Below are 16,934 nucleotides of genomic sequence, written 5' to 3' on the forward strand. Positions count from 1 at the left end.
CTTCTTGAAACCTCTATACTTAATTCAAATATCTCTAATTTGAAAAGAAAAGACAAAAGGGGAATGAAGAATGGATAAACAAAATCAACCCAGTAAAAAAACTACATTTATCCTGATGATTGCGGCAATTATTCTCGGGGTTTTAGGTATTGCTAAATACATGTTAGACTCCAATCATCAAAGTAGTCATGATACGACAAATAAATCTATCGGTACGCCGACTTTCTTTATGCATGGTTATGGCGGCAGTGTTAACTCTGAAGCTTTTTTTAAAAAAGAAGTTCAAAAAGAAGGCATTACCAAGCATCCGATTATAGCCGACGTTACGTCAAATGGCCATGTGACGTTAAAAGGCGAGTTGCCTAAAAATGAAAAACATCCAGTGGTTCTTATTAATTTAAGAGATAATAAAAACGGTGACATGAAACAAAATGCCTTATGGATTAAAAATGTGTTAGAAGCGATGCAACAAAAATATCAGTTTGATCAATTCAATATTGTCACACATTCTATGAGTAATTTATCGTTTGCGTACTATATGCTGCAATATAGCAATAATCCAGATTTGCCAAGTTTACATAAACAAGTGAATATTGCAGGTACTTTCAATGGCATTATCGGTATTAATGATGAGCCTGGCAAAGTTGAGCTGAATGCAGAGGGTAAACCGAATAGAATGACGGATGAATACGTTGATTTATTAAATTTACGTAAGAATAAAGCTTATCCTAAAGTAGAAGTATTGAATATTTACGGTAATGTGGAAGATGGAACAAATAGCGATGAGCGTGTGACGAATGCTTCTTCCAAATCTCTAAGATATCTTTTAGAGGGTAATACTAAAAGTTATCGAGAAATGATGATTAAAGGTAAAAAAGGACAACATAGCCAATTGCATGAGAATCCTAAAGTCGCTCAACAACTGATTGATTTCTTGTGGAAATAATGTAAGATTGAAATTTCCTTAAAACGGTAATAGATAAAGTATCATATTATTGAACAGGAGATGTAATAATGGTTCAAAACAAACAAATTGTATTGGCTAGATATCCAGAAGGTATGCCGCAAGATGAGGATTTCCGTTATGAAGATGTTGAGGTGCAAGAACCGAAAGAAGGCCAAGTAGTAGTTGAAACGGCTTATATCTCGGTCGACCCTTATATGAGAAATCGTATGAAACCTTCATCAGATTCTTATGTTGAGAATTTCCAATTAGATGAACCGATTGTTGGTTTCACTGTAGGTCAAGTTAAAAAATCCAATAACGATGATTTTAACGAAGGCGACATTGTAACAGGCATGATGCCTTGGGCGACACTTCCAACAGTAGATGGAAAAACGATTAGAAAAGTACCGCCATTGGATGTACCGCCTTATTTATATTTAGGTGTGCTAGGTATGACAGGACAAACAGCTTACAATGGTTTGCTTGAAATTGGTAAGCCGAAAGAAGGAGAAACGGTTGTAGTATCAGCAGCTTCTGGTGCAGTCGGTGCAGTAGTAGGACAAGTTGCGAAAATTAAAGGTGCTAAAGTCGTCGGTATTGCAGGCGGAGAAGAAAAGAACCGCTATTTAGTGGATGAATTAGGCTTCGACCACGCTGTTGATTACAAACGAGATGACTATGCTGATAAATTGGCAGAAGCAGTGCCGGATGGCGTAGATGTCTATTTCGAAAATGTTGGTGGGACTGTAGCGAATGAAGTCTTTAAACACTTAAATACATTTGCGCGTATTCCGGTATGCGGTTCTATTTCTAAATATAATGATGAAGAGGTATCTTATGAACCAGCTATTCAACCGATTTTAATTAAAAACCAAGCATTAATGCAAGGCTTCTTAGTTGTTCAATTCGAGAAAAACTTTGAAAGCGCAGGTAAACAACTTGCACAATGGGTTAAAGAAGGTAAAATTAAAACAAAAACATCTGTCGCAGATGGAATTGACCAAGTCCCTCACGCATTCAGAAACTTATTTACTGGGGAAAACTTCGGTAAACAAGTGATTAAAGTATCTAATATTCTTGATTAATGAGGTGGTAGTGTGAAAGCAATCGGTGCAGATCAACCCTTTGCCTTGTCAGAAGGAAATTTATTTTATGAATTTGATAAAGACCAGCCTATTCCTAAGAACAATGAACTGTTGATTAAAGTAAAGGCTATCAGTGTAAATCCAGTCGACACGAAAATTCGTCAAACACCTATTAAAAATTCGCCACGTATTTTAGGTTTCGATGCAGTAGGTGAAGTGGTAGCAGCAGGACCTGAAACTGAGTTGTTCTCAGTAGGCGATGAAGTTTTCTATTCAGGTTCACCTAATTATGACGGTTCAAATGAACAGTATCAAATTATGGATGAGCGTTATGTTGCGCGTAAACCAGATAATTTAACGTATAATGAAGCGGTGAGTTTGCCATTAACTGGTTTAACGGCTTATGAAACATTATTTGATGTATTCGGAATTTCATCTAATCCAGATAATAATAGAGATAAAACTTTATTAATTATCAATGGAGCTGGCGGTGTCGGCAGTATTGCGACCCAAGTTGCAAAAGAATACGGCTTACGTGTGGTTACTACTGCAGGGCGTAATGAAACCAAAGAATGGTCAGAAATTATGGGTGCTGATTTGGTTCTAAATTATAAAGAAGATATGCAAGCTCAGTTGAAACAACAAGGAATCGAACAGATTGATTATATTTTCTGTACATTTAATACGGATTTATATTATAAGAAAATGATTGACTTAGTGAAACCCAGAGGTCATATTGCAACTATTGTAGCTTTTGAAGAAGACCAAGATTTAAATCTCTTGAAAGATAAAAGTATCACCTTCACCCATGAATTTATGTACACACGCGCATTATATGATGACGATGTGATTAAATACCATCGCTATTTAACTGATATCTCTAATAAAGCAGTGGGCGGTGCGTATCGTCCAACAGTAACGAAAGTTATTGATGGTCTGACTGCAGATACTTTATATGAAGCACATGAGAAATTAGAAAGTCACAGTATGATTGGTAAACTGGTCATTAATATGGAAGACAAGTAAGGCAGAAAGCATAGCTCTTTTTTGAGGGCTATGCTTTTTATTATGCAATGAGACAGATAATCTACATTACTTAGGAGACTGTTGAAACTGCGAGAATAAAGTGTTCTAGGCATAGAAAGAGGGTAATAATAAGACATCAACTTAATAGGAGGAAGTTTTTTCGTTATGAAAGATAAAAAAATGACGAAAGTGTTTTGGTTTGCACTTGCAATATGTACGCTTTTCGTAGTATTCGGTGCCATTTTTCCAAAACAACTTGAGACAGGGACACAACAAATTACAACCTTTATTGCGAAAAATTTTACTTGGTATTATTTATTATTAGTCCTCGTAATATTGATTGTGTGCGTGTACCTTTTATTTTCTAGATATTCTAGCATCACTTTAGGTGAAGAGGGAGAAGATCCAGAGTTTTCCCTGAAATCTTGGTTTGCGATGCTATTCAGCGCAGGTATGGGAATTGGCTTAGTCTTTTGGACTACTGCAGAACCAATCAGCCATGCGTTTACTAAAACACCGATACATAAAGCGGGGACACAGCCTGCTATTGATGATGCCATGCAGTTTGCGTTCTTCCATTGGGGAATACATGCATGGGCAGTCTATGGAATCGTTGCGTTAGTTTTTGCTTATTTTAATTTTCATAGAGGCTATCCTGGTTTAGTCAGCGCGACACTCGTTCCGCTTCTCGGTGAAAAACGCATGCGTGGGCCACTTGGCGGCACAATCGATGTACTTGCGATTATCGCTACAGTCACAGGTGTTGCAGCCACTTTAGGTTTCGGTGCGTTGCAAATTAATGAAGGACTGCATTTCTTATTCAAAGTGCCTTCTAATTTCGGTGTACAAGTTGTGATTGTCATTATTTCTACTATCTTGTTCACTTGGAGTGCTTGGTCCGGTATTGATAAAGGAATTAAAACATTGAGTAATATTAATATGATATTGGCATTTATTGTTTTAATCGTACTCTTTGCAGTAGGACCTACACTGTACATTTTAGATATGTTCACTAATTCATTGGGGAATTATATTGCTAATTTCTTTAAAATGAGTTTGCGTATCCCGCAAAATGGCGGAGAGAAATTCCAATGGATGCAAAATTGGACTATCTTCTATTGGGCTTGGTGGATTTCATGGGCACCATTCGTAGGTATTTTCATTGCCCGAGTATCAAGAGGGCGAACAATTAAAGAGTTTATTCTAGGAGTGCTGTTCGTACCTGCACTCGTATGTTTCTTCTTCTTTGCAGTATTCGGTGCTTCAGCGATTTATTTGCAAGAAAATCATATTGCTAATATTGCTAAAGAAGCAACTGAAACGGCAACCTTTGCGACACTCGAACATTATCCGCTCGGCTTTATTTTAAGTTTAGTGACACTCGTAGTGATTATGATTTTCTTTGTGACATCGGCCGATTCAGCAACCTATGTCTTAGGTATGTTAAGTTCAAACGGCAGTATCAATCCTGCTTCAGCGGTAAAAGTTTCTTGGGGTGTGATTTTAGCCTTATTTGCATTGATTATGATTTATACAGGCGGCACCCAAGCGATTCAGAACTTATTGATTATCGCAGCATTGCCATTCTCTATTGTCATTATTTTAATGATGTGGTCACTGTTCAGGGCACTTTCAGTTGAAAAGCCAAGGTATCATACACCAAAGAATACTTATCGCGAAATTTTATATAAGAAAAATAAAGAAGAATAAAGAGAAGGGGCGAGAGCCTTTATTCAAGAGAGCTGAGACTTGCCAAAGTCTCGGCTTTCTTTTTGTGATGAGACGAAAATTTATAGAAAAGAAGACGTTTGTCGGGCGAGTCGGCGAAAGTGTATAGGCTCGCGACCGGCGCCTATACAGATCGGGGCAAAAGTGTCTAGGCTCGCGACCGGCGCCTATACAGATCAAGGCAAAAGTGTCTAGGCTCGCGCCCGGCGCCTATACAGAGCGGGGCAAAAGTGTCTAGGCTCGCGACCGGCGCCTATACAGATCAAGGCAAAAGTGTCTAGGCTCGCGCCCAGCGCCTATACAGATTAAGGCAAAAGTGTCTAGGCTCGCGCCCGGCGCCTATACAGATTAAGGCAAAAGTGTCTAGGCACACGCCCGGCGCCTATATAGATCAAGGCGATTCTCCTTATCAAAAGTCAAAATCTAACCATCCACTTTGACTTTTGATAATTAAATTTGACTATATTTAAATGAAAGTGTTTTTAACATATTATTGAGGGTATTTTAAAATATAACATTATTATGTAATAGAAATAAGGAGGTGCAGCGCTGTGAGAAGATTGAAAAATTTCATCTTAGGATTACTCATCGTTGTCGTAGTGGGGATGCTCGTATTTATGATTGTGAAAGTACCTCAAGTCCCACAAGTTGAGACCTATCGACATCAATTATTGACGTTCGCTTGGTTTCTGCCCGTACTCTTCGCGTTGTCAGGATTGCTCATATTACTCGGCTTGATATTGGTCTTCAGTTTATTTGCACCGACACATCGCAAGCCTGGACTTTATAAAATTTATAAAGATGGACATATTTATATTGCTCGCAAATCCATAGACAAAGTTGTTTATGATACTTTAGCGCAATATGAACAATTGATGCAACCGAACGTGGTAACGAAATGCTACAGTAAAAAGAAAAAATCCTACATAGATATTAAAGCGGATTTCTTTTTGCCGGACGATACACATGCGAAAACACTTACAGAAAATGTTCGAAAAGATATTAAACAGAAAGTAGAATACTTCTCTGAAGTGCCCATACGTAAATTAGAAGTCAATGTCAAAGATCAGAAAAGTCCATCTAGTCCAAGAGTGCTATAAGGAGGGATATCATGGCGAATAACAATCAAAAACCAAATGACACAACACAGCATGTGGTTAATTTTATAAAAAATTACGCAGGCAGAATTGTTGGATTTTTAGTATTTCTTATCATTGCAGTATTATTTTTAACACTAGGCTTTTGGAAGACTGTTCTCATCGTGGTGCTATGTTTAATCGGCATAGGTATCGGGTACATTAAAGACCGTAGACAAGAATTCTTAAACTTCTTAAACCGGTGGAGTTAAATACTTAATCAATGTAGTTGAGCAGCGACGACTATTTTAAATTAGAAAAGGGGAATCCTATTATGGCAGTAGATAACACTAAAGCAAAACAAGCGTATGATCAAGAAACTGGCGTAGATTCACTTGAACAAGAAAAAAACCAAGAGAATACTAAACCTAAATTTCACAATAAACTTACGTTTTCAGATGAAGTAATCGAGAAAATTGCAGGTATTGCAGCTCGTGAAGTTCAAGGTATCTTATCTTTAAAAGGTAACTTTGTAGATAATTTAAGTAATCAATTCTCTAGTACTGAAAATGTGACACAAGGTGTGTCAGTGGAAGTAGGAGAAAAACAAACTGCAGTTGATTTAAAAGTCATCTTAGAATACGGTGAATCTGCACCTAAAATTTTCCAAAAAGTAACTGATTTAATTAAAGAGCAAGTGAAACATATGACAGGCTTGCAAGTAGTTGAAGTCAATATGCGTGTAGATGATGTATTAACACGTAAAGAGTTTGAATTAAAACAAAAAAATAATCAACAACAACAAGACCAAAACAAAGGTCTTCAATAATCAGTTTTTAATGATAAGCGGTGTACATTAAATGTGCATCGCTTTTTTATATGTTTCATAATAATTGAGTTGCGACATAAAAAATAAGGGAGCGGATCAACATAATGTCCGACCCCCTTAATTCTGCCACATGCACTTTCAAGGCATTACTTTTCAGTGTGTAAAGGATTGTCGACTTTCACATAAGTATACTCATGTGCTTCATCTTCCAAGCGCATTGTAGTTACGCATTTATAATCTATTTTCTTATCGAAGAAGATGTCTTCTATTTCCTTCAATCGCTGTTCTTCAATTTCTCTAGATGCACGCATAGTTTTAAATTTCTCTTGAATAATGATGCGGATTTCTTCCCATAAAGCATTTTCAAATTGCACACTCTGCTCTGTATGTTGAGCGATGGTCAAGATGAGCTCGCCTAAATGATTCTGCACAGTAGAATAGAAAGCTTTGTTAAATACAGAAGCAGGCTTATTAGTTAGGATTCGTGATTTTTCATGAAAATGTTCAGTTGAATAACCGCTGCGATTCAATTGTGCTTCATCAATACGCAGTCCTTCAAAATCTCGAATAAACATATGATTCAATGTGCCGTCTGGATTGAAAGAGGCAATCGCATTTTGTAAATGCGCTTCTAAAGCAATCCCGTATTTCACAAGCAACGGAATCACCATATCTAATAAAGCTTGAGCGTATTCAGAAAGCCAAGCACGTGCAGCTGTTTCAAAATCAGCGTGCTGTCCTGCGAATTGAGCACGGTGAATTAATGAATTGACCACCGCTTCTCCTTGATTAGGATTATAAGCTACCAAACTAGAAGGAATCAGATTAATTGTTTCTTTATCTGCTAATTGATAGATGTTTGTACGCAATAAGCTTCCAAGTTGCTCGCTGCGCGTCGTTTGATGCTCTCCTTTGTCATCGGAGTTGTAAAAATGAATGCCTGCTGTTTCTGGAATCGGACTAGAGTTAATATCATTAAACAGCATATCCTTGTGCATGATATCTTCTAATATTTCAGTTACTAATGGCCCATTAAAGGTAGTCTGTTCTGACAAAGTACGTATTTCCCCAGTAATATGCACATTAGTAGATAACTTAACATGCGGTGTGATGATAGGCAGCTTCGGCATCAAAGTTCTGAACGAAAGGCCGGCATAATAGGTTGTATCATAAGGGATATCCACTATTAAACCGCGCGCAATTTCATCTTGATAATCGCGATGCAGAACTTCTAAATATTGCCATGGATGCAGAATCATTACTCTGTAATCATCTTGTTGATCACTAGTTAATGATTGCTTAAAGGCTTTGTCTAATCCTGGAAACGCTTGGAAAATCAGTTCATTATATGTATATCCAAGTGATTGTGTGCGTGTCAAATCTTTATGAACCGCAATAAAGTTTAAGTGTTGTGGTTGATGAAATTCAGATGAATACTGAAAATTCATTTCTGGTGATAGACCTTTACGCAGTTTAGCACCAGGATGAAGCGGATGACCTTCGACCACGGCTTGTTCTGAGCGTAAATAACTATCGATATGATTGGCGATAATTTCCAACATAGAGCGGTCTTCATCTTGCAAGGCTAAATGTTGATAGCTCAAGGCCATTGCCATATTGGCTGCACTATTCATCAAGTCGTCGCTGAATTGATTGCTGGCAGCGCCTTTATACTCCGGAGCCTCAGTAAGAATAACTTCAAGCACTTCTTCCGGATGTTGAATACGTTGTACCTTTTCAGTCTCTATTTCAGAAAAGTAAAACGGTGCCTCCATGTCTATGCGGTCAAACGCGTGAAATCCGCTAATGGGTGCGTATAATATTTTACCAGAACGAGGCCAGATCATTTTCATAATTTTTCCCGTTGGGGCAGATAAAGTGAACGGTAATTCCTCAGCAGAAATAATCTCGCTGTTTTGACCTTGTCCCACCATATTTTCTCGATAGATTGAAACAATCAAACGCTTTGATATTAAGTCTCTTGCCTGCATTAGGACAGTTTGGAATGCATCAGCCCATTTAGGATGACTTTCTGCCAGGTAGTCATAAGCTGATTGTTCTTCTTTTGTAAGGGATAAATCATTTATATTTTGTGATTCTAAATTGTTGTTCATAGTACACCTCTTCAATAAATATTTTACAAAACTACCAAAGATTTGTATAATCCATCATATCGGTAATGATAATCATTATCAATTAAAAAGACAGGTGGAATTATCAATGGCAAAGTATTTTTTTCCAAGTTCATTCCTTCTGTTTTTGGGGAATTGGATTGGCCAAATAGCATTAAATTGGTATGTATACGAGTTATATCATAATGCATTTTACTTAGGACTGGTTAATTTTGTTCGACTCATTCCCATACTCTTTTTAAGTATTTGGGCTGGGTCGATAGCAGATAAATATGACAGAGGTGTGTTAATTCGTATTACCATCACATCTTCGACAGTATTAACTGCAATTTTATGTTTTCTCAGCTTCAAAATGGGGCATTTGCCTATATATATAATATTGATTTATGCCTGCGGGAGAGGCATACTCAATGCTGTAGAGACACCGATCAGACAAGCGATTTTACCGGATTTGTCTGAATCGCTCAGTACAGTCAAGGCAGTTTCCTATCATTCATTTATTATTAATATTTGCCGCTCAATCGGGCCGGCTATTGCTGGTGCGATTATCGCCGCATTGAATGTGAAGTATGCCTTTTTGGCACAAACAATTACATATTGTTTGGCAGCGCTTCTATGCTTGCCGTTGCATTTCAAAGTAGCATCAACAGGCAAAGAAGCTGACACTAAATTTTCATTCGGTATTGTAGCGGATTATTTTAAAACCCACGTACAAGGGTTTAATATATTTATAACTTCACTCATTATTATGGCGACTGGTTTCTCATATACCACACTCTTGCCTGTGCTAACCAGTTTGAACTTTCCGGGTCAAGCATCTGTCTTTGGGATTGCCATGACATTTAGTGCAATCGGCGGTATCACTGCTACCTTATTATTACCCAAAATACTGAAGTTTTTCTATTCTATTAATGTATATTATTTAAGCTCAATATTATTTGGGATAGCGTTAATTGCAGTGATTATGCCGAATTCAATATTACTCTTTGGATTTATTTTTCTCATTGGTTTATTCAGCCAATGTGCACGTACCACCAACAGAGTCTATTTTCAAACGCATATAGAGGATGAACGCAGAGGACGCATACTCAGTATCGTCATGATGGACCGCGGTATGATCCCGCTAGGTTCAGTTATCATGAGTGCTTTAACAGAGTGGATCGGTATTATCCCGACATTTATAGCCATGGGTGTCAGTACAATTATAGTTGCCGTCATCTTTTTTGGTATCAAAGAAATGAAGAATAGAGGAAGTGTAGTATGATACAAACAACCATTCAACGTGCAGATATCAATATGCAGCACCGTGTATTGAATGCGATGATTAAAGAAAATATTTTTCCGGAAGGGACAAGAATCGATCACTATGACGGCCATTTAGACGTTCAGTTTAAAGGACGTATTCTGTCAGTGCAGGTGACGGGGGAAGCAGCCTTCAAACGCTATACAATGAGCGGGCCGTTAGCATTTCAAATCAGAAATCAAGAAGTAATCGTACAAACATTAGAACAATTACTGAAGATTCTGGAGGAAGAATTCGAGGTGACAATTCCAGACCGCCTCGAGCAAGAACTGATTCATAGCCGCAGAGGGTTCGATCTGACGTATACTCAGATGGCTCAACGTCGCAAATTAATCCACGACAGCATGAAATTCTCCAGAATGCCAGTAAGTTTGAACTATTTCGCTTGGATGCAGCACATGAGTGCATTGGATGAAATGAACGACTTGCTCTATTCAGAAAGCTTGGCAGTAGAAGGACATCCGACACATCCGTTGTCCAAGACGAAGCTGCCCCTGTCAAATGAAGAAGTGGAACGTTATGCGCCTGAGTTTGAAAAGGTAATTCCTTTGAAAGTAATGTTAATTCGAAAAGAGGACGCAATTGCGACATCCGCTTCTCTCGATCCTGACTTTATGTTGAATGAAGTATTGAGAGATGAAAAGCAGCGTTTAAAACATTTCGTCAAAGTATTAAATTTAAAATTAGAAGATTATGATGTCGTCATTGTCCATCCATGGCAATATGAGCATGTGATTATTGACCGCTTCAAAGACTGGATACAAGAGAGACGGCTAATTCCAACGCCGATCACGTTACCTTCTAAAGCGACTTTATCATTTAGAACAATGGCTTTGCTCAATCGTCCGTTCCATATCAAGTTGCCTGTTGAAGTACAAGCAACAAGTGCAGTTCGCACAGTTTCATCGGTAACAACCAAAGACGGACCGAAATTGAGTTATGAACTGCAAGATATGCTGCACCTATATCCGCAATTGAAAATCGCGAAAGAGCCATATGGATTGCATGCTGATGTGGAAGCGGATAAAGCAAGACAATTAGCTTACATCGTGAGAGAAAAGCCGTTTATAGATGGAGAGGGCGTGACAGTCGTAACCGCGAGTCTGGTCAATCCTAATCCGATTGATGACCATACTATTGTAGATAGTTATTTAGAATGGGTCGACAACGAAATTTCTAAAAATACAATTAAGCAATTTATAACTGTTTATGCACATACCTTAATTCCACCTTTAATTGCTTATATTCAAGATTACGGTATTGCGTTAGAAGCACACATGCAAAATACCATTGTGAAACTCGGTAAAGATTATAGAATGGCCTTTGCCGTACGCGATTTAGGCGGTTCACGCATTGATTTGCCATCGTTACAAGAAAAATTGCCTAATGTCGTGGTAGAAAATCAAAGTCTGATTGCTGATCAAATCGAGGATGTCATAGCCAAATTCCAACATGCGGTCATTCAGAATCAGATGGGAGAATTGACGTATCATTTCCAACAATACGATTGTATCGAGGAAGATGAAATGTTTGAGATTATCCGACATATTACACTGAATGCAATCGACCCGAATAAACCACATGCTGATATTTTGAAAAAAGTCTTATTTGCAAAAACGATGAAAGTCAAATCACTGATGCGTATGCGTATGGAAGGCAAAGTTAAAAAATATGTAAACACTGAAGTTGCCAACCCGTTATGGGAAGGAGAGTGACCAAGATGGCATACTTAGAAATAGATTTAGCTAAGATTCAATACAATGCTTTAATGTTGAAATATAAATTAGAACAACGCGGTTTAGATATCACTCCAGTGATTAAATGTATTGCTGGGGACCGTCCAATCGTCGAGGCGTTGAAAGCATTAGGTATTCATCATGTAGGTGATGCGCGTTTTGCTAATATTGATAAATTGCATGATGACGATTTATCTTACATGATGATACGTACGCCGAATCGCCGTGAGTTGAAAGATACGGTATTGAAAACGAGTATCAGTATTCAAACTGATTTAGAGACGATTCATGAATTGAATCAAGTGGCAGCCTCTCTTGGCCGTAAACATAAAATATTATTGATGGTAGATTGGAAAGATAGTAGAGAAGGCGTCTTGACCTATGATGTAGTGGAATATATTAACGAAATTCTGCACATGAAACATATTTGTCTAGCCGGATTAGCCTTCAACTTTATGTGTTTCCAAGACATTCCGCCTACAGAGGAAGACATACTGTTAATTAATCAATTTATTCAATCTGTAGAGAAGAAAACAGGTTATCCGTTGAAAATGATTTCAGGCGGCAACTCTAGTGCCTTGCCACTCTTGGATTTCTGTACTTTTGGCCGTATTAATGATCTGCGCATTGGTGAGTCCTTGTTCAGAGGAACTAATACCGTTGATCAACAGCCGATACATTATTTATTCCAAGATGCTATCACTTTAAAAGCAGAAATTATAGAGATTAAGCCTCGCATTGATACAGTGCAAGATGCATCATATCTGCAAGCAATATTGGATGTAGGACAAATTGATACTGCAGTCAAAGACATCTTTCCACTCTATGACAATGTAAGAATTATGGGCGCAACAAGTGATCATTTAATGGTAGATTTGAAGAATTCTGATTATCACAGCGTCGGTGATATTATGACTTTCAAATTAGGCTATCAAGCTTTAGCGCAAAGCATGTATCAACAAACTCTGCCGCATGAATACGTAAGAGAACCTGGTATACAAATTCTAGTTGACACATTTCAAACTGCAGATGAAAAAGTAAAAATTAAATAGTGGGCTGCGGTGAGATGTGCGATTTATAGAGGAAGGGCCGGGACATTTATTTGTTCCGGTCCTTTAGTGTGTTTTCTAGACAGTTCTGTTGGAGTAGTGTCTAGAATAGGGTGTTTTCTAGACACAACTTTTGGACTAGTGTCTAGATTAGTGCGTTTTCTGGACACAACATTTGGAGTAGTGTCTAGATTAGTGCGTTTTCTAGACACAACATTTGGAGTAGTGTCTAGATTAGTGCGTTTTCTGGACACAACATTTGGAGTAGTGTCTAGATTAGTGCGTTTTCTAGACACAACTTTTGAGTTAGTGTCTAGAATCCAACATTTCCTGATTATCTATACTGGCAAAACGAATATATCGGCCAAGATGGGAGGCAACGTGTCCAATAAACGGATATATCGGCCAAGATAGAGGACAACATGTCCAATAAACAGATATATCGGCCAAGATGGAGAGCAACGTGTCCAATAAATGAATATATCGGCCAAGATGGAGAACAACATGCCCGTGATAAACCTGCAAAATTCGTAACTTCCACAGTCTGCATAATCTTCACACTCTACACCTCATACAAAGCTCAACTTTTTCAAAAGAAAACGCAATCATGCGATTATATCAGTTATTTTCAAGAAAGTGGAAAATAGTGTTGACAATGAGAATCGTTATCAATAGTATTATAAGTAAAGATGAAAGATGAAGCGGCAATGAAATACTACATTCTAACAATTCTTTCTGCGCTTACATATATTGGCTTGAAACTGAACCGATCAAGTCAGCTAGAGTATTATTTCATTCGCCACTTCTAAAGCATCAATCAATATGAAGGAGTGGAATCAGAAACATGAATAAGTTGAAGTTTCTCGGTATTCTAGTATTAGTTTTAGCTTTAACTGTTGTGACGGCTTGCGGCAACGGTAATAGTGACAAATCTAAAGAATCAAGCAAAAAAGATTCTAAAGATACAATCACAATTAAAAATGACGGTGGAGAAACTAAAGTTAAAAAAGGCGCTAAACGTGTCGTAGCTTTAGAATATTCTTTCGTAGATGCATTAGCTGCATTAGGTATTACGCCAGTTGGTGTTGCAGATGATAATAAACCAGATCGTATCATCAAACCAATCCGTGAAAAAATCGGTAAATACGAATCAGTGGGTACTCGTAAACAACCGAACTTAGAAGTAATCAGTAAAGAAAAACCAGATTTAATTCTTGCTGACCAACAACGTCATAAAGGAATTAAAAAAGAATTAAACAAAATCGCACCAACTATTTTCTTACCAAGCTTTGACGGTGACTATAAACAAAACATCGAAGCTTTCAAAACAATTGCTAAAGCATTAGGTAAAGAAAAAGAAGGCGACAAACGCTTAAAAGAACATGACGAAAAAATGGATAAATACGGCAAAGAAATTACTTTAGATAAAAAATTATCAGCTTTACCAGCCGTAATTACTAAATCTGACATTATGGCACACTCTGATAAATCATATGTAGGTCAAATCTTCCATGATTTAGGATTCAAAGAAGCATTGAACAAAGGTACTTCTAAAGATTTACCTAAATACATGAATGGTCCTTACTTAAAAATGTCAACTGAACAATTAGCAAAAGTAAATCCGCAACAAATGTTTATCATGATTGATGAAAAAGACAAACCTTTATTAGAAAAACAAGAAAATGATAAAGTTTGGAAAACAATCGATGCGGTTAAACATAATCGTGTGTACACTGCAGATCGCAGTACTTGGTCAAGATCACGTGGTTTGATTTCTTCTGAAGCACTTGCTAAAGAATTAGTAGAAATCTCTAAAGAACACAAAGACGATCAAGGTAATAAGTAAGACGGAGAAGGTGAATGGTTATGAGTACACAATCTAACCACAGCCTAATTGAAAAGAAACAAAGAAAACGCACCACGCTCCTTTTTATAGGGAGTGTGTGTTTTCTTTTTATTGTGATGTATTTCAATTTGACTGTCGGTACTACAAATATGAAGTTGAAAGACATTGCAGATTATTTAATATGGCACCACGATACAAAAAACACGTTAGTGATACATAATATACGTATGCCGAGAATGATAGGCGGCTTGCTTATCGGTGCAGCGCTCGCTGTTGCCGGGTTGTTTATGCAAGCTATGACACGCAACCCATTGGCATCACCTCAAATCTTTGGTGTCAATGCAGGGGCTTCCTTCGTGATTGTGATCATTACTGTTATGTTTCCCGCCTTAACGCCTTTATCTACTTTACTCGCTTTTATTGGTGCATTTATTGGCGGTAGTATCGTCTACATGTTATCTGATTCTACAAAAGGTATGACACCGGTCAAATTAGCTTTAGCAGGGATGACAGTGCATCTCTTCTTCACGAGTTTGACACAAGGACTGATTTTACTGAATGAGGACTCCACAACTACTGTTTACTTTTGGTTGGTAGGTTCGCTTTCTACCTTAAAATGGGCTGATGTAGTCTCGATTTTACCTTGGTTAATAGCGGCCTTTATTGCTGCAATATTTATGGGGCGCAGTATTTCTATTTTAGAATTAGGAGATGAACTTGCCAGAGGACTTGGACAAAATATTAAATTGACACGTCTGATTCTAGGTATCTTAGTAGTCGTACTGGCAGGTGCTTCTGTTTCGATAGCTGGGCCGATCGGATTTATCGGCTTAATCGTTCCGCATATCGTGAAGCACTATACTCAACATAACTACTTGGTGATCATACCGCTTACTATGATATTCGGTGCGGCAATTCTATTGCTATCTGATGTCATCAGCAGATTGATTGCCTATCCTTATGAAACACCCGTAGGTATTGTGACTTCATTCGTAGGTGCAATTTACTTCTTATCATTGACATTGAGAGGAGTGAAACGCATATGACGAAACATTTAGGAAGAAAATATCTGATTGTCATTGTGATATTGATATTAGTTTCTTTATTCTCTCTCTCAGTCGGTGCGGTGTTCGTAAATCCGCTAGAAGCTGTTAAGGGATTAATTATGCAAGATGATTTTATTATCAATGAATATAGAGAACCGCGTATGCTGGTAGGATTGCTTGTCGGAAGCAGTATTGCTATTTCCGGTGCTGTCATTCAAGGCGTCGTGCGTAACCCATTAGCTTCTCCTGACGTTATCGGTATTACGAAAGGGGCAAGTCTAGCAGCGGTAACCGTCTTGATTTTATTTCCGAAAGCGCCTATCTATGCGTTGCCTGTAGCATCTTTCATTGGTGCGTTAGTAGTGAGCTTAATCTTGTCTTACTTAATTGCACGTAAAGATGTACAAGGCTCTAGCTTGGCTTTAATCGGTTTAGCCATTGGTGCGATTTGTATGGCAATGGTTCAATACTTGTTAATTCGTTTCCCGCTCGAAGCGAATTTAGCACTGGTATGGCTGACTGGAAGTCTATTCGGTCGTAATATGGATCACGTATTATCAATATTGCCGTGGTTCATTGTCACAGTGCCGTTGATATTATTCTTAGCACAACGCCTAGATATCATACATCTCGGCGATCAAGTAGCAACTGCGCTTGGTACTCGAGTACGTACCGTAAAAATGGTGATGCTTATATTAGCAGTAATGCTCGCAGGATCTTCAATCGCAGTAGTTGGCGGATTGAGTTTCCTCGGCTTGATTGCACCGCATATTGCTAGAACCATTGTCGGTCATAAACATATTCATATCATTACGATGTCTGGTTTAATCGGAGCAATCTTGATTATTGTCAGCGACACCTTAGCACGCGGCATTCATCCACCATTAGACATTCCTGTCGGCGTTATTATTGCGATTGTCGGTGCACCTTACTTTATTTACGTATTAAGAAAAATGTAGTGAAAATCAGAGCCGTTTCTCATGGAAGGGAAGCGGTTCTTTTTTTATGCAATATACATACTTTTATTTTGGAAAAAGAAGAACTTTTGAAAGAGGAATAGCCATGCATAGTGCTTTTCTTTTAATGAGAGTAGCGATTTATAATTGTAGATTTTATACATTATTTTGTATTA

General features: G+C 37.9%; 14 protein-coding genes. 13 read left to right on the forward strand and 1 reads right to left on the reverse strand.

From position 1 onward, the window contains the following. The first annotated feature begins 70 nt into the window (after window positions 1-70). The 7 genes from CKV71_RS04040 to CKV71_RS04070 all read left to right on the forward strand — a co-directional run bounded on the left by CKV71_RS04040 (window position 71) and on the right by CKV71_RS04070 (window position 6,690). Window positions 71-946 carry an alpha/beta hydrolase gene (locus CKV71_RS04040; protein ID WP_095104098.1) on the forward strand — a complete coding sequence of 292 codons (876 nt, stop codon included), beginning with the start codon at window positions 71-73 and terminating at the stop codon, window positions 944-946. 68 nt (window positions 947-1,014) lie between these two features. Beyond that, the gene (locus CKV71_RS04045; protein WP_095104100.1) at window positions 1,015-2,031 is read left to right on the forward strand and encodes an NADP-dependent oxidoreductase; all 1,017 of its coding nucleotides are present in this window, start codon (window positions 1,015-1,017) and stop codon (window positions 2,029-2,031) included. 12 nt (window positions 2,032-2,043) lie between these two features. Beyond that, window positions 2,044-3,057 carry a zinc-binding alcohol dehydrogenase family protein gene (locus tag CKV71_RS04050; RefSeq protein ID WP_095104102.1) on the forward strand — a complete coding sequence of 338 codons (1,014 nt, stop codon included), beginning with the start codon at window positions 2,044-2,046 and terminating at the stop codon, window positions 3,055-3,057. Window positions 3,058-3,222: 165 nt separating this feature from the next. Further along, the gene (locus tag CKV71_RS04055) at window positions 3,223-4,767 is read left to right on the forward strand and encodes a BCCT family transporter (RefSeq protein WP_095104104.1); all 1,545 of its coding nucleotides are present in this window, start codon (window positions 3,223-3,225) and stop codon (window positions 4,765-4,767) included. A 569-nt stretch (window positions 4,768-5,336) separates the two neighbouring features. Beyond that, the gene (gene amaP / locus CKV71_RS04060; protein WP_095104106.1) at window positions 5,337-5,885 is read left to right on the forward strand and encodes an alkaline shock response membrane anchor protein AmaP; all 549 of its coding nucleotides are present in this window, start codon (window positions 5,337-5,339) and stop codon (window positions 5,883-5,885) included. An 8-nt stretch (window positions 5,886-5,893) separates the two neighbouring features. After that, window positions 5,894-6,133 carry a DUF2273 domain-containing protein gene (locus tag CKV71_RS04065; protein ID WP_231917562.1) on the forward strand — a complete coding sequence of 80 codons (240 nt, stop codon included), beginning with the start codon at window positions 5,894-5,896 and terminating at the stop codon, window positions 6,131-6,133. A gap of 62 nt (window positions 6,134-6,195) precedes the next feature. After that, window positions 6,196-6,690, forward strand: coding sequence for an Asp23/Gls24 family envelope stress response protein (locus CKV71_RS04070; protein WP_095104110.1), 495 nt, complete (start codon window positions 6,196-6,198; stop codon window positions 6,688-6,690). Window positions 6,691-6,836: 146 nt separating this feature from the next. Here CKV71_RS04070 and CKV71_RS04075 read toward each other — a convergent pair whose 3' ends face one another. Then, entirely contained in the window at window positions 6,837-8,804 is a 1,968-nt protein-coding gene (locus CKV71_RS04075; protein ID WP_095104112.1) for an IucA/IucC family protein, read from the reverse strand. A 106-nt stretch (window positions 8,805-8,910) separates the two neighbouring features. Between CKV71_RS04075 and CKV71_RS04080 the strand changes: the two genes are divergently transcribed. The 6 genes from CKV71_RS04080 (at window position 8,911) to CKV71_RS04110 (ending at window position 16,761) form a co-directional block, all read left to right on the forward strand. Continuing rightward, entirely contained in the window at window positions 8,911-10,086 is a 1,176-nt protein-coding gene (locus CKV71_RS04080; protein WP_095104114.1) for an MFS transporter, read from the forward strand. Continuing rightward, window positions 10,083-11,840 (forward strand): IucA/IucC family protein, encoded by a 1,758-nt coding sequence (locus tag CKV71_RS04085; RefSeq protein ID WP_095104116.1) that lies wholly within the window; start codon window positions 10,083-10,085, stop codon window positions 11,838-11,840. The genes CKV71_RS04080 and CKV71_RS04085 overlap by 4 nt, the downstream gene beginning before the upstream one ends. Before the next feature lie 5 nt (window positions 11,841-11,845). Continuing rightward, window positions 11,846-12,913 carry an alanine racemase gene (locus CKV71_RS04090; protein WP_095104118.1) on the forward strand — a complete coding sequence of 356 codons (1,068 nt, stop codon included), beginning with the start codon at window positions 11,846-11,848 and terminating at the stop codon, window positions 12,911-12,913. An 841-nt stretch (window positions 12,914-13,754) separates the two neighbouring features. Then, a complete protein-coding gene (locus CKV71_RS04100; protein ID WP_095104122.1) occupies window positions 13,755-14,756 on the forward strand; it encodes an ABC transporter substrate-binding protein in 1,002 nt (333 codons plus the stop codon). Between the two features lie 14 nt (window positions 14,757-14,770). Further along, window positions 14,771-15,802 (forward strand): FecCD family ABC transporter permease, encoded by a 1,032-nt coding sequence (locus CKV71_RS04105; protein WP_095104124.1) that lies wholly within the window; start codon window positions 14,771-14,773, stop codon window positions 15,800-15,802. After that, entirely contained in the window at window positions 15,799-16,761 is a 963-nt protein-coding gene (locus CKV71_RS04110; protein WP_095104125.1) for a FecCD family ABC transporter permease, read from the forward strand. Before CKV71_RS04105 ends, CKV71_RS04110 begins: the two co-directional genes overlap by 4 nt. Window positions 16,762-16,934: the final 173 nt, after the last annotated feature.

The organism is Staphylococcus piscifermentans (genome assembly GCF_900186985.1).
Classification (GTDB): Bacteria; Bacillota; Bacilli; order Staphylococcales; family Staphylococcaceae; genus Staphylococcus; species Staphylococcus piscifermentans.